This window comes from Citrobacter sp. Cf072 (assembly GCF_030334485.1).
GTDB lineage: Bacteria > Pseudomonadota > Gammaproteobacteria > Enterobacterales > Enterobacteriaceae > Citrobacter > Citrobacter freundii.
Window position 1 is genome coordinate 409713 of record NZ_JAOWDX010000045.1, and the last position, 24729, is coordinate 434441.

General features: G+C 53.0%; 25 protein-coding genes and 1 tRNA gene. 5 read left to right on the forward strand and 21 right to left on the reverse strand.

What is annotated here, in order from left to right:
* Nucleotides 1-454: 454 nt before the first annotated feature.
* The 3 genes from OGX66_RS14330 to OGX66_RS14340 all read right to left on the reverse strand — a co-directional run bounded on the left by OGX66_RS14330 (nt 455) and on the right by OGX66_RS14340 (nt 1947).
* Nucleotides 455-841: a DUF4231 domain-containing protein gene (locus OGX66_RS14330; RefSeq protein WP_253141620.1), complete on the reverse strand. Its 387-nt coding sequence runs from the start codon at nt 839-841 to the stop codon at nt 455-457.
* A complete protein-coding gene (locus tag OGX66_RS14335; RefSeq protein ID WP_253141618.1) occupies nt 838-1515 on the reverse strand; it encodes a hypothetical protein in 678 nt (225 codons plus the stop codon). Before OGX66_RS14335 ends, OGX66_RS14330 begins: the two co-directional genes overlap by 4 nt.
* A gap of 356 nt (nt 1516-1871) precedes the next feature.
* Nucleotides 1872-1947: transfer RNA gene (locus OGX66_RS14340), tRNA-Ile, on the reverse strand.
* Between the two features lie 125 nt (nt 1948-2072).
* Between OGX66_RS14340 and mug the strand changes: the two genes are divergently transcribed.
* Nucleotides 2073-2579 (forward strand): G/U mismatch-specific DNA glycosylase, encoded by a 507-nt coding sequence (gene mug, locus OGX66_RS14345; RefSeq protein WP_048218614.1) that lies wholly within the window; start codon nt 2073-2075, stop codon nt 2577-2579.
* Nucleotides 2580-2609: 30 nt separating this feature from the next.
* On the opposite strand, the gene OGX66_RS14350 is transcribed toward mug, so the two are convergent.
* The 5 genes from OGX66_RS14350 to rpsU all read right to left on the reverse strand — a co-directional run bounded on the left by OGX66_RS14350 (nt 2610) and on the right by rpsU (nt 10118).
* Entirely contained in the window at nt 2610-4607 is a 1998-nt protein-coding gene (locus OGX66_RS14350) for a TonB-dependent receptor domain-containing protein (protein WP_088903056.1), read from the reverse strand.
* Nucleotides 4608-4617: 10 nt separating this feature from the next.
* Nucleotides 4618-5667 (reverse strand): 7-bladed beta-propeller protein YncE, encoded by a 1050-nt coding sequence (gene yncE, locus OGX66_RS14355; RefSeq protein WP_048218613.1) that lies wholly within the window; start codon nt 5665-5667, stop codon nt 4618-4620.
* Between the two features lie 161 nt (nt 5668-5828).
* A complete protein-coding gene (gene rpoD / locus OGX66_RS14360; protein ID WP_003024699.1) occupies nt 5829-7676 on the reverse strand; it encodes an RNA polymerase sigma factor RpoD in 1848 nt (615 codons plus the stop codon).
* A gap of 243 nt (nt 7677-7919) precedes the next feature.
* Complete coding sequence (dnaG, locus tag OGX66_RS14365; protein ID WP_003024697.1) at nt 7920-9665, reverse strand: DNA primase; 1746 nt, start codon at nt 9663-9665, stop codon at nt 7920-7922.
* A 237-nt stretch (nt 9666-9902) separates the two neighbouring features.
* Nucleotides 9903-10118 carry a 30S ribosomal protein S21 gene (gene rpsU, locus OGX66_RS14370; RefSeq protein ID WP_001144069.1) on the reverse strand — a complete coding sequence of 72 codons (216 nt, stop codon included), beginning with the start codon at nt 10116-10118 and terminating at the stop codon, nt 9903-9905.
* A 236-nt stretch (nt 10119-10354) separates the two neighbouring features.
* Here rpsU and tsaD point away from each other — a divergent pair, with 236 nt between their 5' ends.
* Nucleotides 10355-11368: a tRNA (adenosine(37)-N6)-threonylcarbamoyltransferase complex transferase subunit TsaD gene (gene tsaD / locus OGX66_RS14375; protein WP_003024694.1), complete on the forward strand. Its 1014-nt coding sequence runs from the start codon at nt 10355-10357 to the stop codon at nt 11366-11368.
* A 37-nt stretch (nt 11369-11405) separates the two neighbouring features.
* Here the strand turns inward: tsaD and ureG are convergent, their stop codons facing one another.
* From ureG to ttdA, 10 genes are all read right to left on the reverse strand, one after another.
* On the reverse strand, nt 11406-12023 hold the full coding sequence (ureG, locus tag OGX66_RS14380) for an urease accessory protein UreG (RefSeq protein WP_003024692.1): 618 nt from the start codon (nt 12021-12023) through the stop codon (nt 11406-11408).
* Nucleotides 12024-12032: 9 nt separating this feature from the next.
* Nucleotides 12033-12704, reverse strand: coding sequence for an urease accessory protein UreF (locus OGX66_RS14385; protein ID WP_003024687.1), 672 nt, complete (start codon nt 12702-12704; stop codon nt 12033-12035).
* Nucleotides 12704-13162: an urease accessory protein UreE gene (gene ureE, locus OGX66_RS14390; RefSeq protein WP_057063700.1), complete on the reverse strand. Its 459-nt coding sequence runs from the start codon at nt 13160-13162 to the stop codon at nt 12704-12706. The genes OGX66_RS14385 and ureE overlap by 1 nt, the downstream gene beginning before the upstream one ends.
* 9 nt (nt 13163-13171) lie before the next feature.
* Nucleotides 13172-14875, reverse strand: coding sequence for an urease subunit alpha (ureC, locus tag OGX66_RS14395; RefSeq protein ID WP_100280206.1), 1704 nt, complete (start codon nt 14873-14875; stop codon nt 13172-13174).
* On the reverse strand, nt 14868-15188 hold the full coding sequence (locus OGX66_RS14400) for an urease subunit beta (protein ID WP_003024680.1): 321 nt from the start codon (nt 15186-15188) through the stop codon (nt 14868-14870). The genes ureC and OGX66_RS14400 overlap by 8 nt, the downstream gene beginning before the upstream one ends.
* A 9-nt stretch (nt 15189-15197) precedes the next feature.
* Entirely contained in the window at nt 15198-15500 is a 303-nt protein-coding gene (locus tag OGX66_RS14405; RefSeq protein ID WP_003024678.1) for an urease subunit gamma, read from the reverse strand.
* 10 nt (nt 15501-15510) lie between these two features.
* Nucleotides 15511-16335 (reverse strand): urease accessory protein UreD, encoded by an 825-nt coding sequence (locus OGX66_RS14410; RefSeq protein WP_197971074.1) that lies wholly within the window; start codon nt 16333-16335, stop codon nt 15511-15513.
* Nucleotides 16336-16456: 121 nt separating this feature from the next.
* Nucleotides 16457-17920, reverse strand: a complete 1464-nt coding sequence (locus tag OGX66_RS14415; RefSeq protein WP_054528794.1) for an anion permease — start codon at nt 17918-17920, stop codon at nt 16457-16459.
* Nucleotides 17921-17968: 48 nt separating this feature from the next.
* A complete protein-coding gene (gene ttdB / locus OGX66_RS14420) occupies nt 17969-18574 on the reverse strand; it encodes a L(+)-tartrate dehydratase subunit beta (protein WP_032937359.1) in 606 nt (201 codons plus the stop codon).
* Nucleotides 18571-19479: a L(+)-tartrate dehydratase subunit alpha gene (gene ttdA / locus OGX66_RS14425; RefSeq protein WP_003838113.1), complete on the reverse strand. Its 909-nt coding sequence runs from the start codon at nt 19477-19479 to the stop codon at nt 18571-18573. Before ttdA ends, ttdB begins: the two co-directional genes overlap by 4 nt.
* Nucleotides 19480-19691: 212 nt before the next feature.
* On the opposite strand from ttdA, the gene ttdR reads away from it, so the two are divergent.
* On the forward strand, nt 19692-20633 hold the full coding sequence (gene ttdR, locus OGX66_RS14430) for an L-tartrate utilization transcriptional activator TtdR (RefSeq protein WP_086550485.1): 942 nt from the start codon (nt 19692-19694) through the stop codon (nt 20631-20633).
* 31 nt (nt 20634-20664) lie between these two features.
* Here the strand turns inward: ttdR and plsY are convergent, their stop codons facing one another.
* Entirely contained in the window at nt 20665-21282 is a 618-nt protein-coding gene (gene plsY / locus OGX66_RS14435; protein WP_003024662.1) for a glycerol-3-phosphate 1-O-acyltransferase PlsY, read from the reverse strand.
* A gap of 106 nt (nt 21283-21388) precedes the next feature.
* On the opposite strand from plsY, the gene folB reads away from it, so the two are divergent.
* Both folB and bacA read left to right on the forward strand, forming a co-directional pair.
* The gene (gene folB / locus OGX66_RS14440; protein ID WP_003838117.1) at nt 21389-21757 is read left to right on the forward strand and encodes a bifunctional dihydroneopterin aldolase/7,8-dihydroneopterin epimerase; all 369 of its coding nucleotides are present in this window, start codon (nt 21389-21391) and stop codon (nt 21755-21757) included.
* Nucleotides 21758-21843: 86 nt separating this feature from the next.
* Nucleotides 21844-22662, forward strand: coding sequence for an undecaprenyl-diphosphate phosphatase (gene bacA / locus OGX66_RS14445; RefSeq protein ID WP_049015216.1), 819 nt, complete (start codon nt 21844-21846; stop codon nt 22660-22662).
* Nucleotides 22663-22723: 61 nt separating this feature from the next.
* Here the strand turns inward: bacA and OGX66_RS14450 are convergent, their stop codons facing one another.
* Both OGX66_RS14450 and OGX66_RS14455 read right to left on the reverse strand, forming a co-directional pair.
* Nucleotides 22724-23965, reverse strand: a complete 1242-nt coding sequence (locus OGX66_RS14450) for a multifunctional CCA addition/repair protein (RefSeq protein WP_003024653.1) — start codon at nt 23963-23965, stop codon at nt 22724-22726.
* A gap of 61 nt (nt 23966-24026) precedes the next feature.
* Complete coding sequence (locus tag OGX66_RS14455) at nt 24027-24647, reverse strand: TIGR04211 family SH3 domain-containing protein (RefSeq protein WP_003024650.1); 621 nt, start codon at nt 24645-24647, stop codon at nt 24027-24029.
* Between the last annotated feature and the right edge of the window lie 82 nt (nt 24648-24729).

Genomic DNA, 24729 nt, shown 5'->3' on the forward strand with positions numbered 1-24729 from the left:
AAAATTTTTCAGTTTTCATTTTCTACAAAACAGAGCGCCAGACCGTGCTGTGGCTGGCAGCTTCACAGAAAACCAGAACTGAAAAGTATGAAAGGAATTTCAGTGTTTTTCAGTAATATAAAAAATTGAGTTCCACAGCAATGTGATAACTCATTGATAAATTTGTGTTTTTTATCTTTTGGTGAGTTTTTTTTATTTAAGTAGAATGGATTTAAGGTCTGCAGGGATTATAAGAAAGCCGTAAATGGCGTGGGTTAAGTTTTTTTGAGTCAGATAAAAGTACTGAAAAATTCTTCATTAAGATATTGGCAAACGTGGTGGCTAAAAAAACAGGAATTCTCTCAATGTACTGTTAGTACTGACTGGGTTCAATAATCTCAACAGGCGGTTCTCAAAAATTAACGAATCACCATCGATTGTATATCGATGATGATTCATATGATTGTGCATATTATTACTTCTTGGTGCCGTATATAAAACCACCGATGCCGCCAACGAGCGTTGTCACTAGAGACATTAGCCCATTAACGATTGGAGGTTGCTCTCCAGTTTTGAAAGACGAAATGGTAATGACAACAAGCAAAAAAGCGACAACAATAAAGATAAAAAGCATAGACCAAAATCTTATTCTATTCTCACCTTCCGCTTTGATTTCTTTTTCAGTTTTAGGTCTGTGGTTTTTAATCAAATCTTCGATTTCAGCTTTGATTAAATAAGCAGTTTGTAAGTTGGTGTCGGTACCTGAACCAGCGGCTGTTCTGTTGCTGCTACTGGAGGCAGATGATACCTGAACACGCATTAAATCATCTTGTTTTCCCCCGTTTCCGAAAAATACATTCATGGTTTGCAATTCTCCATCACATGGCTGTATTTATAAGCTGTGACTTTTTCATTAAATATTTTTATTGCGGTATTTTCATCAAGATTTTTATGGTTCGGATCATTATTGTAATCAAGCTGTATAAGAACTGCATTACCTGTGTAAACTGGTGATTCAATATGAGCTTGACTAATGTTTAAGACATTATTCAGAGTGAACTCATCAACAGTATCTTTTTTATTTATTCTTAATGAGACTTCATCGTTGCCCTGATTTTTTTCATTAAGGTATGCTTTCGATATAAATTGTTGTGCATCCTTGGTAGGGATGTAATGGTTACCAACCAAACCTAAACGGTTTATTTTGTGTGTTTGAAGAATACTAATGATAAGGTTTTTTGAAGTTCGTAAGAACTCATTCACTTCAGATTCCATATCATTTGAGGGGTTATAATTTTTAACAATGTCAACACGATTTAAGGAAACGTTGAGAACGTAAGTTCCAAAAGACGATGTTCCTATTACCCTTGGGATGTCCGCTGGTGCTTCTGCCGGAAGAGGAATGGTTTGTGGCATGGCATCAATGATTTCACCCAAATCTTCATTCAGACGATTATATAGTGTGTCCGGCCTGATTATATTGCTGTCCAGGAATATTGCTAACTGGGTAGAGATGGTACCAATGATTTTTTTCATACTTTTTCGTTTCCGATATCCATTTTTAGACTATGAAGCAATGACGAGGATTGGTTTAGCGCAATGTGGGAGACCGAAATGCCCATCCATTCTACCTCAAGGTTATGGATAGAATGGCGCAGTTGGGTTGAAAGGTTAATGCACATGCTCAAGCGCCTCGCCTTAACATTTGTCATGCACTAATTAGCATTAAAAAATTGTAACTTTCCAAAAAAAACGCTCAGGCCCCCATCTTAGGTATCACCATAACGAGCCAACAAAATTTCATGAGGGGACAAAAAGGGGACAGTTAAGATGTTGTAAAAAAAATTTTAAACGCGATCTTCTTTTAACTGGTTGATTCTAAAATTAAAATTTGGTGGCCCCTGCTGGACTTGAACCAGCGACCAAGCGATTATGAGTCGCCTGCTCTAACCACTGAGCTAAGGGGCCGTGGCGGTGGATTATAAAGTAACTCCGCGTTGCAATCCAGACATAAGCGTACGGATGCTGTTTTTATAAACAATGTATTTTCAGTCCGTTATACTTGTTCCTCTGATGTATTGTTCGGAGTAATTATGGTTAAGGACATACTGGCACCGGGGCTGCGGGTGGTATTTTGCGGCATCAATCCGGGGTTATCTTCCGCAGGTACAGGATTCCCCTTTGCACATCCCGCTAATCGCTTCTGGAAGGTTATCCATCAGGCGGGGTTTACCGATCGCCAGCTTAAACCTGAAGAGGCACAGCATCTGCTGGATTTCCGCTGCGGCGTGACTAAGTTTGTCGACAGACCAACGGTACAAGCCAATGAAGTGAAGCTACAAGAGATGCGTAGCGGCGGTCGTCTGCTTATTGAGAAAATAGAAGAGTATCAGCCAGCCGCGCTCGCTATCCTCGGGAAGCAGGCATTTGAGCAGGGGCTTAGCCAGCGTGGGGCGCAGTGGGGAAAACAGACGCTGACCATTGGCGCGACGCAAATATGGGTATTGCCGAATCCCAGCGGGTTAAGCCGGATCACGCTGGATAAACTGGTAGAGGCGTATCGGGAAGTGAATGTGGCGTTGAAGGCGCGCGGCCTGTAACTGCCGGAGCCTTAGGCTCCGGCGTCACTGTCAGAACTCGAAGCGTGCGCCCATGTTGTAGCGGCGTCCTTCCAGGATGGAAGACTGGTTATAGGACGTTTTGTAGATTGGGTTCACGTCGAACAGGTTATAAACCCCCGCCATCAATGTGATGCTCTTGTTGAGATGGTAGCGTGCGCCTAAATCGACCAGCGCATAGGCGTCGGTTGACGTTGATTTGCCGATGTCAGGCGTATTGCTGCGCCAGCTGGCTTTACTCCACAGCTCCAGATCGTTAAGTGCATTCCATGTCAGAGACAGGTTGGCCATGCTCGTCGGGAACTCGTTCAGCGCCTCGCCCTTGTACTGACCGCTCTTTTGCTCGCTGTGGGTATAGGTGTAGTTCGCGTTCGCTTTCAGCGCGGTAGTGACCTGCCAGTCGCCGTTCAGCTCCAGGCCATAGATTTCCGCGTCGCTGACGTTGAAATACTGCGAGACTTCTTCCGCTTCATACCCGTTGTAAATGCACTTCTGCGTGGCCGTTGCGGTACAGATGGTGTAGTCGCTGATCTTGTCCTTGAATTTGGTGAAGAACGCAGTTGCATCTAGTGCCAGTGTGTCCTGTTGCCAGTAGACGCCCAGCTCGGTATTGACGCTCTGCTCAGGTTTCAGGTCATCGTTACCGATCCCAATGAAGGAATACGGATACGAACCGTAGACGCTGGTGAAGCCTTCATTGTTCTCACGCAGGTCCGGTTTTTTATAGCCCGCCGATACGCCGCCCTTCAGCGCCCAGTTTTCGTCAATCGTCCAGTTACCGTAGAGTTTTGGCGTGACGTGGTAGCCAAAGTAGCTGTCGTGATCGAGACGCGCCGAGGTGGTGAGGGTGAAGTCCGGAACCATCATCCAGGCATCTTCCGCGAAGATGGCCCAGCCGTCACGGGTGATCTTGCTGACTGGCGTTATGCCCGGCACTTCTTTGTTTTCGATGCCGAAAGTGTCGTCCAGCTCATTACGGGTGAAGTTGATCCCCAGCGTCAACTTGTGGTCGCCCAGCGTAAAGGTGTTCGCGCTGTTGGCTTCATAGTTTTTCTGCTTAATGAACTGCGAACTCATGCCCGGCACACGATACTCGGTTTTAGCGTTTTCGTAGCTGATGAAGTTCTTCACTTCCAGCAGATCGTCGCCGTACCAGGCATGCTGCGCAAGTGAAGCGGCATCGCGGTCAAAGTCCCATTGCCAGGCTTTATCATTGTGTGATTTTACCTGATGCCCTTTGACGACGTTCAAATCCCACAGTTGGGTGTCGGTCGGCGACATGTTGATGGTGGCATCCAGATTGCCAGCCTGGTGCTTCACAAAGCGCTCATCGGAGATGCTGTCGTCATCACGGCGATCAAGATAATCCGCCGCTACGCTCACTCCGAGCTTGCTGGGGATAATTGGCCCCATCAGGAAGACATTGGTCTGGTTGGTGTTACCGTACTCGCTCTTCTCTTGCAGGAAGTAGTTATCTTCCAGCACACCTGTCCATTTATCGAGGTTGTAGCCTTTTTTGGTGATGACGTTGACCACGCCGCCGATGGAGTCAGAGCCATACAGTGAGGACATCGGTCCGCGAATCACCTCGATTCGCTCGATAGCAGCAAGCGGCGGTAAAAAGGCAGCCTCTGTCCCGATATGGTGTCCGTAAGGACGCGATTCGCGGGTGCCTTGTTTGATGCCGTTGACCATGTAGGAGGTATAGGTCGAGTCCATGCCGCGCATCTGCACATCGCCTGTGGCAAGGCTACCGTTGCCATTACCCACCAATACGCCGGGCATCTCGCGAAGGGCTTCGGTGACGTTCTGGTTAGAGCGGGTGTTCAGTTCTTTCTCGCCGACGACGGAGATGGTCGCCGGTGCCTCACGGCGTTCCTGTGCGAAACCGGTGGCGGTGACCACCAGTTGATCTTCATTATCTGGTGTGGTTTCTTCGGCGAAAACGGTCGCCGGGAGGCTGGCAAGGGCGAGCGAAATCGCCAGCGCGGTACGAGTCTGGTTAATCACAACGCATTCCTCAGAACTGGGTTAAATCGAGCTTGAGTACATAGTCAGCCTTGTTGGCTTTTTCATCCTGCTTCACGCTAACGAAGAGCGTTTTGCTGTCAGGAGAAAGCACCATGCTGTTTGGCATTGCTGCCGTTTTGATGGTGTGCTTCAGGCTGTAAGTGTTGGCATCGATAACGCTAATCTGACGGGCATTGCGATGGGTAACATACACTTCGTTGCGGGCAGGGTTATAGACCGCAGCGATGGAGTTTGGCGTGGGAACGCGGTGAACAATTTTACCGCTGCCCAGTTGGACTACCAGCACGTCGGCGGTGTTGGTATCGGCGATAAATCCGACGCCTTTGGCCGTGTTCAACGCGATGTTCAGGAAGTAATGCTTCGGCTCGGAGGGGTCAACCTTCACACGCGACAGAACCTGCGACGTTTTGCCATCCAGGGTAACCAGTTCGCCTTTGCCAGTGACGGCGTAAACTTTATCGCCAGCTTCATCAACGGCGAAACCGACCGGATCCATCCCTTTGAGGGCGTGTAATAGTTTCTGGTTATACGTGTCGACAACCCACAGCACACCTTTATTTTCACTGCCAATACCGGAGACATACAGACGGTGGTGCTTCTTGTCGAGCACCACTTCACGAACGTGGGCTTTATTTTCTTCGTCTGCAAGCTGAAGCATTTTCACTTCTTTATGGGTACGGGTATCCAGCAGGGTCAGTGAGCCATCCAGCGCATTACCTAGCCAGAGAATGTGGTTAGGTTCATCCAGTGAGACCGCAAAAGGACGGCGTTCGGTGGCGATCCGCTCATCGACTTTTAATGATTCAGTTGAAAACAGGAACACTTCACCGGCGGTTTTATCTTTGTCGAAAGAGGGGGCAGAGGCTGCATAGATAGCCTGTTGTCCGGCGTCATAAGCCAGTTCGTAAACGCCATGACCAAGCGTCTGAGAGGCGAACTGATCCTCAGTAAAGTCTTTTGCCAGGGCTGAACCGGCATAAAGTGCCAGTGAAATCGCAAGCGCGCAGAGGGACTGATTTTTTAATGTTTTTAAATTCATGTCATTTTTCTTTACAGTTGTTTACGAAAAGAAAAATGATAATGAAAATAAATATCATTTACAATTGCATGTATAGGCGATGCCCCCTACCAATTTTTGTACACTGCGGAAAATCCCAAAAAAAAAGCTCCCCGGAGGGAGCTTCTTAATAACAGAAACGATTAATCGTCGAGGAAGCTACGCAGTACTTCTGAGCGGCTCGGGTGGCGCAGTTTACGCAGCGCTTTCGCTTCGATCTGACGGATACGTTCACGGGTAACGTCGAACTGTTTACCGACTTCTTCCAGCGTGTGGTCGGTGTTCATATCGATACCGAAACGCATACGCAGAACTTTCGCTTCACGGGCGGTCAGGCCAGCCAGAACGTCGTGCGTTGCGGCACGCAGGCTCTCGGTAGTCGCAGAGTCCAGCGGCAGCTCGAGGGTGGTATCCTCGATGAAATCACCCAGATGCGAATCTTCATCGTCGCCGATCGGCGTTTCCATGGAGATAGGCTCTTTAGCGATCTTCAGCACTTTACGGATCTTGTCTTCCGGCATCAGCATGCGTTCAGCCAGTTCTTCCGGCGTAGGCTCGCGGCCCATCTCTTGCAGCATCTGACGGGAGATACGGTTGAGCTTGTTGATAGTCTCAATCATATGTACCGGGATACGGATGGTACGCGCCTGATCCGCGATCGAACGGGTGATCGCCTGACGGATCCACCAGGTTGCATAGGTGGAGAACTTGTAACCACGACGGTATTCAAACTTATCAACCGCTTTCATCAGACCGATGTTACCTTCCTGAATCAGATCCAGGAACTGCAGGCCACGGTTGGTGTATTTTTTAGCGATAGAGATAACCAGACGTAAGTTCGCTTCAACCATCTCTTTTTTCGCACGGCGGGCTTTCGCTTCACCGATGGACATGCGACGGTTGATATCTTTAACCTGCTCGATGGTCAGGCCGGTTTCTTCTTCAATCTGCTGCAGTTTCTGCAGGCCGCGGTGAACGTCATCTGCCACATCGTGCAGTTTTTCAGACCACGGTTTGTTCATCGCGATTGCCGCGTTGAACCAGGTTTCGCTGGTTTCGTTGCCAGTGAACAGGGTGATGAAGTTTTTCTTCGGCATTTTGCACTGCTCAACGCAGAGCTTCATGATCAGACGTTCCTGAGTACGCACGCGGTCCATCATGACGCGCATGCTGTTTACCAGGTAGTCGAACTGCTTCGGCACCAGGCGGAACTGTTTGAACACTTCGGACAGCTTCTGAATTTCTTCCTGCGCGGCAGCATGGCTGCGGCCTTTCGCTTTGATGGTGTCGCGAGTGATTTCGTACTGAGTACGCAGTTCACCGAATTTTTCACGCGCTAACTCAGGGTCGATGCTGTTGTCATCATCGCTGCTGTCGTCGTCGCCATCTTCTTCATCTTCGTCTTCATCGTCATCCATCTCTTCCTGAGAGAGTTCAGAACCGACGTGGGTCGCCGTTGGCGCCATGTCTTCTTCCGCGTTTGGATCGACAAAGCCAGTGATCAGATCGGAAAGACGTGCTTCTTCAGCTTCTACGCGATCGTACTGCTCAAGCAGGTAGGTGATAGCTTCCGGGTATTCGGCAACGGAGCATTGAACCTGGTTAATCCCGTCTTCGATGCGTTTAGCGATGTCGATTTCGCCTTCGCGGGTTAACAGTTCAACGGTACCCATTTCACGCATGTACATGCGGACCGGGTCAGTTGTACGACCGATTTCGGACTCAACGCTGGACAGAACCTGGGCAGCCGCTTCTTCCGCGTCTTCATCGGTGCTGTTGGAGGTTTCAGCAAGCAGCAGATCATCGGCATCAGGTGCTTCTTCCATCACCTGAATACCCATGTCATTGATCATTTGGATGATGTCTTCGATTTGATCTGAATCGACGATATCTTCCGGCAGATGGTCATTGACCTCGGCATAGGTCAGATAGCCTTGCTCCTTACCACGTTGGACAAGAAGCTTCAGCTGTGACTGCGGGTTTTGCTCCATAAGACGGTATCCACACTTAATTCGTTTGATTGGTGTTGGGCGGTAAAACCGCCAACGGCAAAACGAGGGCATACTTATATTTTGCCGCTGCCTCTCCGTGCGGCTGTCGGGGGCTTCCCGATCGATATTCGGCAGTTAAGCCGTTAAATACTTCATCTTTCACGTTGTCTCTGCGTTAGCTGCGTTCGTTTACTTGCTGCCTTGATACAACGCGAATGATTTTGTCTTTGTTTTGTCTTTCTCTTATTTCTTTGCCAGTTCCTGGTTCAGCGTCCAGAGTTCCCGGCGTTCTTCGCTACTTAAACCGTGTGTGCGCTCACGAGCTATCAACTCTTCCTGGCGCAGTTCAAGCATCGAATCAAACATATGGTTGAGTGAGTCGGTGAAGGTTTTTTCTGCGATATCTTTATCTGCTATATCGTCCCACATCGACAGTTTTTCAAGGGTCGCAGCATCATTTGTGCCACGATAGTGTTCTAAAAGTTGCCCGGTGGTCAGACCTGGCTGAGCCAGACAAGTGTTGACCAGTTCTCTGAATAAGCCAAGTCCAGGCAGCTTATTGCTATCCAGTGCGCCTAACGGTGGAACCAGCGGGGCGAGCTCCGGGTTCTGCACCAGCAACCCTATAAGTATACGCATGGTCGTACGTTTTAGCTGTGGAACAGGGCGGGAAGCCCCATTTTCTGCCAGTTTTGGCATTAAACGTTCAAGCTGGCTGTCATCCAGAATGCCGAGCTTGTTTCCCAACTCCTGTCGCAGGTAAATGCGCAACGTTTCGCCTGGTACCTGAGTAATCAGCGGTAATGCCAGCGTGCTGAGCTGTGCGCGTCCGTCTGGGGTACTCAAATCCACCTGCGGCAACAGGCTGTTAAATAAAAACGCAGAGAGCGGCAGCGCCTGCTCCATCCGCGCTTCAAAGGCCTCTTTCCCTTCTTTGCGCACCAGCGTATCGGGATCTTCGCCGTCAGGTAAAAACATAAAGCGTAGCTGGCGTCCGTCTGTCATATAGGGCAGTGCGGTTTCCAGCGCGCGCCATGCTGCGTCGCGTCCGGCACGGTCGCCGTCGTAACAGCAAATTACGTTGTTCGTCGCGCGGAACAACAGTTGGATGTGATCGGCGGTGGTTGACGTCCCAAGGGATGCCACGGCGTAGTTAATGCCGTATTGCGCCAGCGCCACCACATCCATATAGCCTTCTACCACTAACAGACGCTGTGGATCGGCGTTATCCTGCTGGGCTTCATAAAGACCATACAGCTGGCGACCTTTATGGAAAATATCGGTTTCCGGGGAGTTGAGATACTTCGGCAGGGCATCGCCCAGCACGCGTCCACCAAAACCAATGACCCGACCACGTTTGTCGCGGATGGGGAACATCACCCGTTCGCGGAAGCGATCGTAACTGCGTCCCTGATCGTTGGTGACCAACATCCCCGCATCAACCAGCGATTTGCGATTTTCAGCATTGCCGCCAAACCGTTTCAGGACGTTGTCCCAGCCGGGGGGCGCAAAACCAATAGCAAAACGGGTGATAACGTCGCTACTTAATCCTCGCTTTTCCAGGTACTGGCGCGCAGGGGTAGCGGCGGGTTGCATCAAAGACTGTTGATAAAAAGTGTTCAGGCCATCCATCAATTGATAAAGGCTTTGCCGTTGATGGCGCTCTATCTGACTGGGGCCACTGCCTGCTTCATAGGGCACTTCAAGGTTGTGCATTGCGGCCAGTTCTTCGACGGTTTCCACAAACTCGAGCTTGTCGTAGTTCATGAGAAAGTCGACGGCGTTGCCATGCGCGCCACACCCAAAGCAGTGATAAAACTGTTTTTCACCGTTTACGGTGAAAGAGGGGGTTTTTTCGTTATGAAACGGACAGCACGCGTGATAATTTTTGCCCTGCTTTTTCAGCTTTACCCGCGCGTCGATGAGATCGACGATGTCGGTTCTTGCCAGCAGGTCATTGATAAAAACGCGAGGAATTCGTCCAGCCATAAGCCCCTGTTTTTTGATGACTCATATACACAAAATCATTCAGGATGCATCAAGGCGGCAAGGAAGCGAATCCTCAGGAGCGTACATCAGTACGTGACTGGGGTGAGCGACTGCAGCCAACACTGAGGCAGCTTGAATGATGACGTGTATAAACGAAAATAAGCCGCGCATTCCTTCCGGAAGCACGGCCTTACAACTACAACTCAGTCTGAATTGAGAGCTTTGGCTCTCAATGGATTAGTACAGACGAGTACGGCGTGCGTTTTCGCGAGCCAGTTTCTTCGCGTGACGTTTCACAGCAGAAGCTTTAGCGCGCTTACGTTCGGTAGTCGGTTTTTCATAGAACTCACGACGACGAACTTCCGCCAGAACACCTGCTTTTTCGCATGAACGCTTGAAGCGACGCAGTGCTACGTCGAACGGCTCGTTTTCACGTACTTTAATTACCGGCATGTAACTCTCACCTTTAATAAATTCGGTTTGCCGCTGGCATCAACGCCAGCTTATTTCAAAATGGTGCGGAATTTTACTGCAATTGCTGCTGCTTTGTAAAGCACCGACGCGATTTTGAAAGGGACTTTTATAAGGACAAGGAGTATACACGAGCGAAACTCCTGGGGCGAACAAAGTTTTACATCAACCCGCATTGGTCCTACACTGCGCGGTAATAGAGCGAGGTAAAACAAGTCATGCGTGTACTGGGTATTGAAACATCCTGCGATGAAACTGGCATCGCCATTTACGACGATGAAAAAGGTCTTTTAGCCAACCAATTGTATAGTCAGGTGAAATTACACGCTGACTACGGCGGCGTAGTGCCAGAACTGGCCTCGCGCGATCACGTACGTAAAACCGTACCGCTGATCCAGGCCGCGCTGAAAGAGGCGGGACTGACTGCAAAAGAGATTGATGCGGTGGCGTATACCGCAGGTCCTGGTCTGGTTGGCGCGCTGCTGGTTGGCGCAACCGTAGGACGTTCGCTGGCGTTCGCCTGGGGCGTACCGGCAATTCCTGTGCACCACATGGAAGGGCATCTGCTGGCGCCAATGCTGGAAGATAATCCCCCTGCGTTCCCGTTCGTCGCGCTGCTGGTTTCCGGCGGTCACACGCAGCTGATCAGCGTCACCGGTATCGGTCAGTATGAATTACTCGGCGAATCGATTGATGATGCTGCTGGCGAAGCGTTCGACAAAACCGCCAAGCTGCTGGGGCTGGATTATCCTGGCGGTCCAATGTTGTCAAAGCTGGCCTCGCAAGGCGTTGAAAAACGTTTTGTCTTCCCGCGCCCGATGACCGATCGTCCGGGGCTGGATTTCAGCTTCTCCGGGCTGAAAACCTTTGCCGCGAATACTATTCGTAATAACGAAAATGACGATCAGACGCGCGCAGATATTGCTCGTGCCTTTGAAGATGCGGTAGTTGATACGCTGATGATCAAGTGCAAACGCGCGCTGGATCAAACCGGTTTTAAACGTCTGGTGATGGCGGGGGGCGTGAGCGCTAACCGTACGCTACGCGCAAAACTGGCCGAGATGATGCAAAAACGTCGTGGCGAAGTATTTTACGCGCGTCCGGAATTTTGTACCGACAACGGGGCGATGATCGCCTACGCGGGCATGGTGCGTTTTAAAGCGGGCGCAACGGCGGATCTTGGCGTAACCGTGCGCCCACGCTGGCCGCTGGCGGAATTACCGGCGGCGTGATTTTTTGCCCGGTGGCGCAATGTTACCGGGCAAGACGCTACATCCGCAGCATTCCTTTCTCTTCCAGAAACGCGATAATTTTTTCCAGACCCTCTCCGGATTTTAAATTGCTGAACGTCCATGGACGCTCCCCGCGCATACGCAGGGTATCGCGTTCCATCACCTCCAGCGAGGCGCCGACGTAAGGGGCCAGATCGGTTTTATTGATAACCAGAAAATCGGATTTAGTGATCCCCGGCCCTCCCTTACGCGGGATCTTCTCGCCTTCGGCAACGTCGATCACATAGATCGTCAGATCCGCTAATTCCGGACTAAAGGTGGCGCTCAGGTTATCGCCACCGCTTTCCACAAAAATCAGATCCAGATTGCCGAATTTCTCGCTCAGCGCCTCTACGGCAGCCAGATTCATCGACGCATCTTCGCGGATGGCGGTATGTGGGCAGCCGCCGGTTTCCACACCGACGATCCGGTCTGGCTCCAGTGCGCCCGCCTCGGTGAGAATGCGCTGATCTTCTTTGGTGTAGATATCGTTGGTCACCACCGCCAGTTGATAGCTGCTGCGCATGGATTTGCATAACGCTTCCAGCAGCGCCGTTTTGCCGGAACCGACCGGGCCGCCAACGCCCACACGCAGGGGATGCTTGTAGTTACTCATTTTTTCTCCTCAGGAGCGGAATAATCGGGAATATTGGGTTTCATGCCGGGCAGACGCGATAGCGGCCAACGGCGTTGCGGAGCCGAGACTGGCGTCAGGCGTCGCCAGCGCCTGAGCCAGACCCTGCGCATAGCGACCGCAGAGCGCAATAATCAAACGCTGGGCCGCCTGTTGTCCAAAAGGAACCAGCTTGACGCCAGCCATCACAGCGCTCTCAATCCAGCTGTAGCCGAGGCTTAACGCCAGTTCGGTCAGGGGAATTCTCCAGCGCACGGCCAGCCAGGCCATGCCGCAGAGTTGGCTGTCGGCGAAGAGAGTGCGCCACTCTCGCGAGCAATCCGCCTCCCAGTCGGTGACCAGCCGCGTAAACGCCGCGCCCCGACTGCGTTCTTCATCCCGCAGTTCGCGGGTTTCGCGACAGGCTAACAGGTAAGCGCTCCAGCGGCGTGCGGCGTCGAGATCGTCCTGCTCGCAGGCGCGATACAGTCTCGCCAGCAGCGGTAGGTCGACGGTAAAAAAGTTCTGCTCCATCTGCTGAATTTGCCAGGCAGAGAAGTCATCGACGCTTTTCACCCAGCCAATCTCCACTGCCCACTCCAGACCCTGGGACCAGGTAAACGACCCCACCGGGAGTGCGCTGCTGGCGAGCTGCATCAGACGCAGCTGTTGGGTGTTATGCATCAGTGCGCATGGCCGTGATGATGCCCGTGTGATTCACTGGCATAAGCGCCTGCTTCCGGTTCAAACGGCAACTGGGCGAACGTCACCTCGAGGTTGAACTGGCGCAGCATGGCGTCCAGCACATGATCGTGGTGGTAGCGCAGCTCATCCGGCAGGATTTGCAGCGGAACGTGGCGATTGCCGAGGTGATAACAGGCTTTGGCGAGTAGGAAAGGATCGGCGCAGCGCACCACGGAAACCGACTCCGGCGCGGCGATCACTTCGATCACCTCGCTGCCATCGTCGGTGGTCAGCAGGTCGCCACCGCGTAACAGCAAACCGCGCGGTAGCATCAGCCCGGCTTCGCGACCGTCGTTCAGCGCCACTCTGGCACGACTTTTTACCCGCATATCAATGGGTAGCGTGACGCTTGCGGTGGCGCGGTGAGCGTGGTCAAGGCGTTGGGTCAGGTAGATCATCGTCACTCCTCAAAACAGAAAATAGCGTTGTGCCATCGGCAAAACGTTTGCCGGTTCGCTGGTAATCAGTTCGCCATCAATACGCACCTCGTAGGTCTGAGCATCGACGGTGATATTGGGTTGCAGGTCGTTGTGGATCATGTCGGCCTTTTTCACTGTTCTGCAGCCTTTAACGACGGCGATGGCGCTTTGCAGGTTGAGCTGCTGCGCGATGTTTTGCGCATCAGCGGCCTGCGAAATAAAGGTCAGCCGGGTGTGATGCCGCGCTGCGCCAAGTGCGCCGAACATCATGCGGTAATGCACTGGCTGTGGGGTGGGAATCGAGGCATTGATGTCGCCCATCGGCGCACAGACGATCATCCCGCCTTTAACGATCGTCGCTGGTTTTACGCCAAAGAAGGCCGGTGACCACAGCACCAGATCGGCCAGTTTGCCAGGTTCAACGGAGCCGACTTCATGGGCGATACCGTGGGTTAGCGCCGGATTGATGGTGTATTTGGCGACGTAGCGTTTAACGCGCAGGTTGTCGTTGTCGCCGGTTTCTTCTGCCAAAGGTCCACGCTGCGCCTTCATACGGTGTGCCACCTGCCAGGTGCGCAGGATCACTTCGCCCACGCGCCCCATTGCCTGTGAATCGGACGAGGTCAGGGAAAAGGCGCCAATGTCATGCAGCACATCTTCGGCAGCGATCGTTTCCCGGCGAATGCGTGATTCGGCAAAGGCCACGTCTTCGGCGATATCCGGATCGAGATGGTGGCAAACCATCAGCATGTCGAGATGCTCGTCGATGGTGTTGATGGTATAGGGCAGCGTCGGGTTCGTAGAGGAGGGCAGGATATTCGGATGCGCGCAGGCGGTGATGATATCCGGCGCATGACCGCCGCCCGCGCCTTCGGTGTGAAAAGTATGAATGGTGCGATCGCCAATCGCCGCCAGCGTATCTTCCACGAAACCGGACTCATTGAGCGTGTCACTGTGCAGCGCGACCTGGATGTCCATCTCGTCGGCCACGGTCAGTGCGCAGTCAATAGCGGCGGGCGTGGCACCCCAGTCTTCATGGATTTTCAGGCCAATTGCGCCCGCGGTGATTTGCTCGCGCAAGGCGTCAGGATTTGAGCCGTTACCTTTGCCCAGTAAACCGATGTTAACCGGTAACGTGTCTGCCGCCTGCAGCATGCGTGCGATGTACCACGGCCCCGGCGTACAGGTGGTGGCGTGAGTGCCCGCGGCCGGACCGGTGCCGCCGCCGATCATCGTCGTCACGCCGGAAACCAGCGCCTCTTGCGCTTGCTGTGGGCAGATCCAGTGAATATGCGTATCCACGCCGCCTGCGGTGACGATCTTGCCTTCCCCGGCGATGACTTCAGTTCCCACGCCTATCGGAATCGTAACGTTGGGCTGAATATCGGGATTACCTGCCTTGCCGATGGCGAAGATCCTGCCGGCTTTGATACCGATATCTGCTTTCACGATCCCCCAGTGATCGACGATCAGCGCGTTGGTTATCACCAGATCCACACATGCATCGGCGCGCATTTGCCCCTGGCCCATGCCGTCGCGGATCACTTTTCCGCCGCCGAATTTGACCTCTTCACCGTAGGTGGTGAAGTCTTTTTCCACTTCGATCCACAGGTCGGTATCCGCCAGGCGCACTTTATCGCCGGTGGTTGGGCCAAACATGTCGGCGTACGCCTGCCGGGAAATGTCACTCATTATCTGCCTCCAGCGCGCCCATCACTTCGCTGCGAAAACCCACGATCCTTTGTGCGCCAGCAACGCGCACCAGTTCGACTTCGCGTTTTTGTCCTGGCTCAAAACGCACCGCTGTGCCCGCAGCAATGTTCAGACGAAAGCCGCGTGCGGCCAGCCTGTCAAAGTGCAGCGCCGGGTTCACTTCGAAAAAGTGATAGTGCGATCCCACCTGGATGGGCCTGTCGCCATGATTTTCAACCACGATCGTGCAGATCTCTCGCCCCTGATTAAGTGCGATACTGCCTTTTGCGATCTGATATTCACCTGGGATCATTGCCGCTCCTTAGACGATCGGATTGTGGACAGTGACCAGCTTCGATCCGTCCGGAAAGGTGGCTTCAACCTGAATATCCGGGATCATTTCCGGTACGCCTTCCATCACCTGATCGCGGCGCAGCACGTGACGCCCGTCCTCCATCAGTGCGGCCACGGTTTGCCCGTCGCGCGCCCCTTCCATGATGAAAGCGCTAATCAGCGCCACCGATTCCGGGTAGTTCAGCTTCAGCCCGCGGGCCAGGCGACGTTCCGCTACCAGCGCGGCGGTAAACAGCAACAACTTATCTTTTTCTCTGGGGGTCAGTTCCATAAGGGTTCTCTTAGGTTTGCCAGATTCGCGGGAGTACAGGCGTTTTATGTGTCAGCAGCGGGCGCAAAAATTGCCAGATGTCACGCATAACGCGCTGAACAACCAGGTTGTCGTTAGCAAGAAAACGGATTGTCAGCAGCGAGTCGTTAAGCGTTGCCCCGGCGTAATCGCCAAGCGCCATAAGCCGCTCCCGCGTGCCCTCCAGCATGTGTTCGTTGGCCGGATAACACAGCAACGTGCCGACCCAAGGATGATGCGCGACGCCGCTCAGATTCCCCTCCTGCAATATCAAGCGTTCTATCAGCAGCGGCAGCCCATCTCGCCACACTTCCAGGCGATTTTGCAGCATGCCGTGGCTGAAAGTTTCCTGCATAACCGGTCGGCCAAGACACAGCAGATCCCAGGCCAGCAGGCGGCTTGCGGATGTCAGATGAAAGACGGTCTGAATAGCGGCGTTGGCGCCGGGAAAGAGGATCGTATCCTGCGGCAGCCACTCCAGCGTGGCGTGCGAGGCGAGGGTAAAATGCTGGCGCAGCAACGCCTGCGGTCCACGGCTGCGATAAAACTTGCCCGCGCCGGGCTGGGTGATTAACGCATGGCTGTTTTCGTCGAGTGTGACGGCAATATGAAGCTCATCCCCGCCAACGATCCCCGCAGGTGGATGCAGCAAATAGAGGTGGCAGACGTCCTCTTCCGGGTAAAACGGGCGCTGAACCGTCAATGGACCATGATGACGCGCCAAGGCGAGCACCGTTTTGTGCCCGGAGCAGGTAAAATGCAGTTCCAGTTCGGCCTGCCAGCCCCGTGTGAGTGTCTCGTGCGCAACCGTGTCCAGAGCGTTTCCCCTATCAGCATGAGGGTGTTTGCATACAAAAAAGTATGCCTCAGCGCATCGGGAAATCGATCATATGAGAAGCTTATGGATAAAGGGGCGACAATACGCCGCCCAAGGGAGATTACAGCAAAACGAGGGGCATCCAGACCAGACCGGTGATCACCAGCAGCACGAGGAAAATCAGGCCAAAAATAGCGCCGAGCCGCCAGTAATCCACCGTTGGCAAATAACCGCTGCCGTAGTAGATAGGGCTAGGACCGGTGGCGTACGGGGTCAGAATGCTGCCCAGACCAATGACGGCGCCGACCATCAGGCAGAAGACCGGTAGCGGGATTTCCGGCATTGCCAGCGCGGCGGCAATCATCATCGGCGCGAGTGCCGAGGTATACGCCGTGGCGCTGGCAAAGAAGTAGCGCAGCAGATAGAACACCACGATCAGCGCCACCATCACCATCATCGGCGAATAGCCGCTCAGTCCTCCCGCCAGCAGCTTGCCAAACCAGGAGATAAAGCCGGTGTTATTGAGCCCGGTGGCGAGCGTTATCAGCGAGGCCAGCCAGAAAAAGACGTTCCATGCGGCTTTATTGCTGACGATGTCATCCCAGCTAATGATGCGTAGTACCAGCATCAACGCCACCACGCTGTATCCGACCATTGCGGCGTCAATGTAGTCGCCGCCGAAGATCCACAGCACCAGCGCGCCGACCATCAGTGCCAGCATCTTTTTCTCGCGAGCGCAGAGCGGTCCCATCGCTTTTAGCTCTGTATCCGCCCAACGTGGAACCTGCTCGCCGGATTTCAGCACCGGTGGATACAGCACGTACGCCAGCCATGGCACGATCAGCACCAGTAAAATGCTCAGCGGCAGCATGCCTAAGAACCAGTCGCCCCAGCTCAGCGCCGTGTGGGACGCGCCTTTCATCAGGCCGATCAACAGCAGATTTGGTGCCATCGCCGTTAAGAAAATAGCGCTGGTAACGCAGTCAGCGACAATGCCCATCCACATGATGTACGAGCCAATGGAGCGTGAACTGGTGCTATTGGGCTGCGAGTTATACAGCGGCGGCAGGTTGCGGATAATCGGGTAGATTATTCCGGCTCCGCGCGCGGAGTTGGAAGGCGTGACGGGAGCGAGGATAAGTTCGGAGAACATCACCGCATAGCCGAGAAATAACGTCCGGTGCCCCATCTTTTTCACCAGCATCAGCGCGATTCGCCGACCAAGGCCGGTTTTCTCATAGCCGGTACCAAACATAAAGGCCGCGAAGATCAGCCAGATGACTGAGTTTGAGAATCCAGATACCGCCCACGACAGCGATTTGGCGGTAAATTTAAAACCGTCCTGCGCGAGTTGCTCCGGACTGAACAGCAGCCACGGTGAAAGGACAGCGATGATCGAAATGCCAATCATCGCCACCACCGCGCCCGGTACAGGTTCCAGAATAAGCCCGACAATCACACCGGTAAAGACGGCAAAATAGAGCCAGGTGTGACTCTCAAGACCGGTGGGGACGGGCAGAACAGCAATAATGGCGATGACCACCAGCGGAGCCAGGTATCGCCACCAACCAGCTAAAGGTGCCATTGTTGTATCCCTGCGAAGAGGGAGAGGCGTTACGCCCCTCCGGGAGGGTTATTTGATGTAGTGCACGTGCTCGCAGATTTCTTCGACGATAGGATCGCGACGTTCAGCGAACAGCTTTTTGTTTTCGGCAATCAGGTTATTACCGTGAGTATCGATGGAAACGATCAGCGGGCCGAACTCTTTTACCCGGCATACCCACAGAGATTCCGGCATGCCGAGTTCGGTCCAGTGAACCTCTTCAATTTCTTCAACCTGAGTAGCCGCCACGACCGCACAGCCAGCCGGGAAGATGACGTGCAGCGCTTTGAACTGTTTGCAGCCTTCTTCCGTCAGCGGCCCCATGCCGCCTTTGCCGACCACCAGCTTGACGCCCGTCTGCTCGATAAAGTCTTTCTCAAACGCTTCCATACGCATGCTGGTAGTTGGGCCGACGGAGACCATCTCCCATTTTTCACCGTTCTTACGGACGATCGGGCCCGCATGGAAAATGGCTTTGCCGTTCAGGTCATAAGGAATCGGGCGCTTCAGTTCGATCAGGCGACGGTGGCAAACGTCACGGCAGGTCACCAGCGTGCCAGTCAGGTAAATGACATCGCCAACGCGAATGTCTGCCAGATCTTCGGCTTTGATCGGGGTTGTGAGGATCTTTTTCATAACGCGCTCCGGGTGTGAGACAGGTTTTCGAAGGAGAGGTCGGCATGAACCAACAGCGTGCCGCGACGATGCGCCCAGCAGCCGGTAGAGACGGCAACGCCGATAGTCGACGGGTGGCGCGCGGCGGATTCGATATGTACGCCCATCACTGAGCTATTCCCGGTCAACCCTTGCGGCCCAATGCCCAGACGGTTAAGTCCTTCTTCCAGGCGCAGTTCCAGTTCTGCCGCTTTTGGGTTTGGATGGCGTGATCCGATTGGGCGCAGCACCGCTTTACGAGAAAGCACGGCAGCGGTTTCTACAGAGGTGGCAATACCTACGCCCACCAGCACTGGCGGACAGGCGTTGACTGCCAGCGTGGAGATATTTTCGAAGACAAATTTCACCACGCCTTCGTAGCCTTCAGAAGGCATTAACACTTTCGAGCGCCCCGGCAGCGTACAGCCGCCGCCTGCCATGTAGACTTCGATTTCCGCGTCATCGTTATCAGGGATGATGTCCCAGGTGATCCACGGCACACCGGTACCGGTATTTTTTCCGGTATTCACTTCGTCAAAAATCTCAACCGCGTTATGGCGCAGCGGCGCTTTTACCGTGGCATCTTCAACAGCCTGTTTCAGAATGCTTTGCAGTTCGCCAAGTAGAGGAAAACGGGAACCGACCTTCACGAAGAACATAATTTCCCCGGTGTCCTGACAGGCAGGGCGGTTCAGGTCGATAGCTTTCTGCATGTTGTCAAACATGGTGTGGTAGATGATTTTACCCATCGGCGAGGTTTCGCCTTCACGCAGCTGTTTTAATTTATCCACAACATCGTCAGGCATGCGGGTAGAAATCATGGCGGTAAAGTCGGCGACAATGTTCGTCAGCGTAGTTATCGCATGTTGGTTATTTTGATTGCTCATCTTATTAACTCCAGTTCTTTTATTTGTCTGGAAATAAATTCTCCGCCACAAACTACCACTAAAAATGTGGTTTTATATTATTTGGCACTGTGAATATCTAATTAACAGTTCGTGAATGATGTCCAGATAAGGCAATAAAAATTGCGCCAGGGCAGGGTTTAATACGTATGGGAGAATTACACTGCGGTTAATCACATTACGGATTACCGATCATGCTGAATACGTATCCCCTGGCGAAAGACCTACAGGTGCTGGTTGAAATTGTTCATAGCGGCAGCTTTAGCGCCGCCGCTGCGACGCTGGGCCAGACGCCAGCGTTTGTGACGAAGCGCATTCAGATCCTCGAGTCCACGCTAGGGGCTACGTTGCTAAGCCGCTCGGCGCGTGGCGTGGCGCTAACGGAGAGTGGTCAACGTTGCTATGAACACGCGCAAGCGATCCTCGCAGGTTATCAACATTTGGTCGATGACGTTACGCAACTCAAAACGCGTCCGGCAGGGATGATTCGTATCGGCTGTAGCTTTGGTTTTGGGCGCAGTTATATTGCACCGGCAATTATAGAATTGATGCACAGCTATCCTGAATTACAGGTACATTTTGAACTTTACGATCGGCAAATTGATTTGGCGCAGGATAATATCGATTTGGATATTCGTATCAATGATGAAATTCCTGATTATTATATTGCGCATTTGTTAACGAAAAATAAAAGGATATTATGCGCAGCACCGACGTATTTACAAAAATACGGTGAGCCGACGACGTTACAAGAATTAATTCGGCATGATTGTCTGGTCACCAAAGAACGGGATATGACTCACGGGGTGTGGGAACTGGATAACGGTCAGGAGAAAAAGTCGGTTAAGGTGGCGGGACATCTTTCTTCTAACAGCGGTGAGATTGTGCTGCAGTGGGCGCTACAGGGAAAAGGGATCATGCTGCGTTCTGAATGGGACGTACAACCGTTTCTGGCCAGCGGTGAACTGGAGCGGGTGCTGCCGGACTATGCGCAGAGCGCTAATATCTGGGCGGTTTATCAGGAGCCGCTGTATCGCAGCGTGAAGCTTCGCGTGTGCGTGGAGTTTCTGGCGACGTGGTGTCAGAACCGATTAGGCAAACCGGTGGAGGGGTATCACATCCCCGAGGCCGGATAAGACGCCGACGCGTCGCTATCCGACAATAAAATCACTCGGGGTCTTTTTCGCGTTTTTTCTTTAGCTTGGTCCAGATCTTCGGCTCCTGACGACGCCACAGACGCTGAATGTTGTCATGGTGACGAAGCAGAATTAAGCACGACAACATGGACACCGGAAAAGTGAACTGGGGATTGAACCACCAGACGTAAAAAGGGGCGATCAGCGCACTGACGATAGCGCCTAACGACGAATAGCCGCTTAACAGGACGGTTAGTAGCCAGGTTCCGGCCATCACGCCGGTTAAGTCCCAGCCAATCGGCGCAATTGCGCCAAAGGCGGTGGCAACGCCTTTTCCACCTTTAAAGCCGAAAAATACCGGCCAAATGTGTCCCAGACAGGCGGCGATTGCGATCAATCCCAGCCAGAAGGGGCTGACGCCTAGCGCATAGGCACCCCAGACGGGTAACATACCTTTCAGGACGTCGAAAATCAGTACCGCGACGGCGGCTCCCTTGCCACCGATGCGCAGCACGTTTGTCGCGCCCGGATTGCCAGAGCCGCTGTCGCGCGGGTCCGGCAATCCAGCAAGGCGGCATACCAGAATAGCACTGGAAATTGAGCCACAGAGGTACGCGAAGATAATCATTCCAGGCGCGATTGCACTCATAAGCTGTTCCGTTTTGAAAATGTCGTGTAAAACGCTACTTCTGTGGATAATACGCATATTTCGCCGGAAGTGGTATCCGGGTTAGCCAAAAAGCAGGCAGGTCGTGATGGATATTGTATTTATAGAGCAACTTTCTGTAATCACCACTATTGGTGTTTACGACTGGGAACAAACGATCGAACAACGGTTGGTGTTCGATATCGAAATGGCATGGGATAACCGCAAATCAGCTAAAAGCGATGATGTGGCTGATTGCCTGAGCTATGCTGATATTGCTCAAACGGTTGTTAATCATGTGGAAGGTGGGCGTTTTGCGCTGGTAGAACGTGTGGCGGAAGAGGTGGCGGATTTGCTACTTAACCGCTTTAATTCACCGTGGGTGCGGATCAAACTCAGCAAACCTGGCGCGGTAGCCCGTGCGGCAAACGTCGGGGTCGTCATTGAGCGTGGCAATAATCTGAAAGAAAATAATTAATTTAATAATTTCTAAATCAAACGGGTATAAAAGAGTCCTTTCGTCGGCTCTTTTTTGCCGTGTTTTCTCTATCTAGGGGTTTATTAATGAGTGATATGCACTCGCTGCTGGTGGCGGCAATTTTGGGTGTGGTCGAAGGATTGACGGAATTTTTACCCGTTTCCAGTACCGGCCATATGATTATTGTTGGCCACCTGTTGGGTTTTGAGGGTGATACCGCAAAAACATTCGAGGTGGTGATCCAGTTGGGGTCTATTCTGGCAGTAGTGGTGATGTTCTGGCGACGTTTGTTTGGCCTGATAGGCATTCACTTCGGCAAGGCTCCGCATGAAGGTACTGGCAAAGGTCGGCTGACGCTGGGGCATATCCTGTTGGGGATGATTCCGGCGGTTGTACTGGGACTGGTGTTCCACGACACCATCAAGTCGCTGTTTAACCCGATCAACGTGATGTATGCGCTGGTGGTGGGTGGTGTACTGCTGATTGCCGCAGAATGCCTGAAGCCGAAAGAGCCGCGCGCGCCGGGTCTGGATGATATGACCTATCGCCAGGCGTTTATGATTGGCTGTTTTCAGTGTCTCGCGCTGTGGCCGGGTTTTTCTCGCTCAGGGGCGACGATTTCTGGCGGTATGCTGATGGGCGTGAGCCGTTATGCGGCTTCTGAGTTTTCATTCCTGCTGGCGGTGCCGATGATGATGGGCGCGACGGCACTGGATCTCTACAAGAGCTGGTCGTTCCTTAGCGCATCAGATATCCCAATGTTTGCAGTCGGTTTTGTGACGGCGTTTATCGTGGCGCTGGTCGCGATCAAAACCTTCCTGCAACTGATTAAGCGTATTTCGTTCATTCCGTTTGCGATTTACCGCTTTATTGTGGCGGCTGCCGTTTACGTCGTGTTCTTCTGATGACTTACCGTGGTGCCGGATGGCGTCGTTTCACCTTATCCGGCCTACGGGTGATATTCGTTCAGGCGGTGGGTTTAGGACACCGCTTCTCCTTCCAGTTGGCCACCGCCGCAATGCGACGCCGGGTCAGTTCTTCACGAATTGCCTGACCTTTGAATCCCGCTTCCACGACATCTTTCGTGGGAACCGCCTGTGCAACCAGCCAGGCTTCACGCAACAGCCTGCCTTGCGGGTAATCCGCCGCTTCAAAACCGGTTCGCCCACGCACGTCGGCCTCGCTGGTGAGGGCGATTTGCTCCACGCGCTGCGGTTTGCGCCATGCATCGATGGAATCAAACAGCTTAACGATTGTTTTCGGTTGCAGGATCGGGAAGGTATGAATGAGGTCGTGGAACTCGGCCACCAGTTTGGCTAAATCACGGATGTCATTCGGCACGCGCAGGCGCTGACACAGTTGCTCGACCAGCTTAACGCCCGCCGGACCGTGGCCATGATGGCGCGGCCATAGCGCTTTAGGCGTTAATGCTTTGCCAAGATCGTGGCACAGCGTGGCAAAACGCACGTCGACCTCCGGGCTTAACATGGCTGCCATCGACAGCGTCATCAGCGTGTGAATACCGGTATCAATTTCCGGGTGCCATTGCGCGGGCGCGGGAACGCCGAACAGAGCATCCACTTCAGGAAACAGAACGTGCAGTGCGCCGCAGTCGCGCAGGACCTGAAAAAATACCTGTGGGTTGCGGGTGGTTAAGGCGCTTTCCGTTTCTTTCCACACGCGCTCTGGCGTCAAGTGTTCCAGCTCGCCAGCGGCGTTCATATCGCGCATCAGCGTCATGGTTTCGTCGGCAATACGAAAGCCAAGGTGCGCATAGCGGGCAGCAAAGCGCGCTACGCGCAGCACGCGCAGTGGATCTTCGCTAAAAGCCGGGGAAACATGACGCAGCAGGCGGTTTTCCAGATCATCGCGTCCGTTATACGGGTCGATAATCTCCCCGTTGTCATCGCGGGCCATTGCGTTGATGGTCAGGTCGCGCCGCTGAAGATCGGCCTCCAGCGTCACATCTGGCGCGGCGTAGCAGGTGAATCCGGTATATCCCGAACCTGATTTGCGTTCAGTACGCGCCAACGCATACTCTTCCCGGGTTTGCGGATGCAGAAACACGGGAAAATCGCGGCCTACCTGTTGGTAACCCGCGTCGAGCATTCCTTGCGGCGTGGCGCCGACAACGACCCAATCTTTATCTTTAATCGGTAGCCCTAATAACGCATCCCGAACAGCACCACCGACCAGATAAATCTTCACGCCACTTTCCTTTTGAAAAAAACATCCCTTAATCATATGTCAGTGTGGCGGAGAAGGCGATTCAGTTCATCCAGCGATCTTTGCGTTTACGGCTTGGGATCATGTGTGGCAGAACCAGACCGAGCAGCAGACCAAGACCCAGCACGCCGCCGCCATACATAAACCATTGCATGATGATAGTACGCTGCTTGTCATCAAGCTGAAGGTTGGCTGCGCTCACCTTCTTTTGCGCCACGATAAGTTCGTTCTTCAGCTTCTGGTTTTCTTGTTTCAGCCCGTCAATCACGCTGTCGCTCTGCGCTACCTTTTGCTGCATGTCGGCGGTACGCTGATTCCATGTGGTATCGATATTATTGAGCTTATCGGTCAAGATCTTAACCTGGTTTTCCAGGTCGGGAACGCGGGTACGCAGGCTCGGCGTACTGTTCAGCTCTTTCAGTGGGATCCAGGCGGTACGTCCGGTGCTGTCTTTCACCTGGGCGTAGTTGGTGTTGGCATCAGTCTGTAATAGCGTGACTTCCTCGCCGGCGTTAACCGTACCCACGAGGCGATAATTATCTCCCGGACCGCTGCGGACCCAGGTGTTCAGTTCGTCAGAGACATAGCGCTTTTCTTCGGCATGAGAGACTGCAGTGGCGCTAAGTGCGAGTAAAGTTAATCCAATCAGGCGTAATTTTGGCATCAGGCTGTCGTTATTGTCATAGAAAGTGGAACGATAGTAGTGGCATCAGTGTCTCTACGCAAAGCATTCGACATCAATCGGA

Coding starts and splice junctions, on each gene's coding strand:
- OGX66_RS14335 (WP_253141618.1), bottom strand. CDS start 1,515: ATGAAAAAAATCATTGGTACCATCTCTACCCAGTTAGCAATATTCCTG.
- tsaD (WP_003024694.1), top strand. CDS start 10,355: ATGCGTGTACTGGGTATTGAAACATCCTGCGATGAAACTGGCATCGCC.
- ureG (WP_003024692.1), bottom strand. CDS start 12,023: ATGAGTAACTACAAGCATCCCCTGCGTGTGGGCGTTGGCGGCCCGGTC.
- OGX66_RS14405 (WP_003024678.1), bottom strand. CDS start 15,500: ATGGAACTGACCCCCAGAGAAAAAGATAAGTTGTTGCTGTTTACCGCC.
- bacA (WP_049015216.1), top strand. CDS start 21,844: ATGAGTGATATGCACTCGCTGCTGGTGGCGGCAATTTTGGGTGTGGTC.
- ttdB (WP_032937359.1), bottom strand. CDS start 18,574: ATGAAAAAGATCCTCACAACCCCGATCAAAGCCGAAGATCTGGCAGAC.
- OGX66_RS14455 (WP_003024650.1), bottom strand. CDS start 24,647: ATGCCAAAATTACGCCTGATTGGATTAACTTTACTCGCACTTAGCGCC.
- rpsU (WP_001144069.1), bottom strand. CDS start 10,118: ATGCCGGTAATTAAAGTACGTGAAAACGAGCCGTTCGACGTAGCACTG.
- ureE (WP_057063700.1), bottom strand. CDS start 13,162: ATGATCTACCTGACCCAACGCCTTGACCACGCTCACCGCGCCACCGCA.
- OGX66_RS14400 (WP_003024680.1), bottom strand. CDS start 15,188: ATGATCCCAGGTGAATATCAGATCGCAAAAGGCAGTATCGCACTTAAT.
- ttdA (WP_003838113.1), bottom strand. CDS start 19,479: ATGAGCAATCAAAATAACCAACATGCGATAACTACGCTGACGAACATT.
- plsY (WP_003024662.1), bottom strand. CDS start 21,282: ATGAGTGCAATCGCGCCTGGAATGATTATCTTCGCGTACCTCTGTGGC.
- dnaG (WP_003024697.1), bottom strand. CDS start 9,665: ATGGCTGGACGAATTCCTCGCGTTTTTATCAATGACCTGCTGGCAAGA.
- ureC (WP_100280206.1), bottom strand. CDS start 14,875: ATGAGTGACATTTCCCGGCAGGCGTACGCCGACATGTTTGGCCCAACC.
- rpoD (WP_003024699.1), bottom strand. CDS start 7,676: ATGGAGCAAAACCCGCAGTCACAGCTGAAGCTTCTTGTCCAACGTGGT.
- folB (WP_003838117.1), top strand. CDS start 21,389: ATGGATATTGTATTTATAGAGCAACTTTCTGTAATCACCACTATTGGT.
- OGX66_RS14415 (WP_054528794.1), bottom strand. CDS start 17,920: ATGGCACCTTTAGCTGGTTGGTGGCGATACCTGGCTCCGCTGGTGGTC.
- OGX66_RS14385 (WP_003024687.1), bottom strand. CDS start 12,704: ATGCATAACACCCAACAGCTGCGTCTGATGCAGCTCGCCAGCAGCGCA.
- mug (WP_048218614.1), top strand. CDS start 2,073: ATGGTTAAGGACATACTGGCACCGGGGCTGCGGGTGGTATTTTGCGGC.
- OGX66_RS14330 (WP_253141620.1), bottom strand. CDS start 841: ATGAATGTATTTTTCGGAAACGGGGGAAAACAAGATGATTTAATGCGT.
- yncE (WP_048218613.1), bottom strand. CDS start 5,667: ATGAATTTAAAAACATTAAAAAATCAGTCCCTCTGCGCGCTTGCGATT.
- ttdR (WP_086550485.1), top strand. CDS start 19,692: ATGCTGAATACGTATCCCCTGGCGAAAGACCTACAGGTGCTGGTTGAA.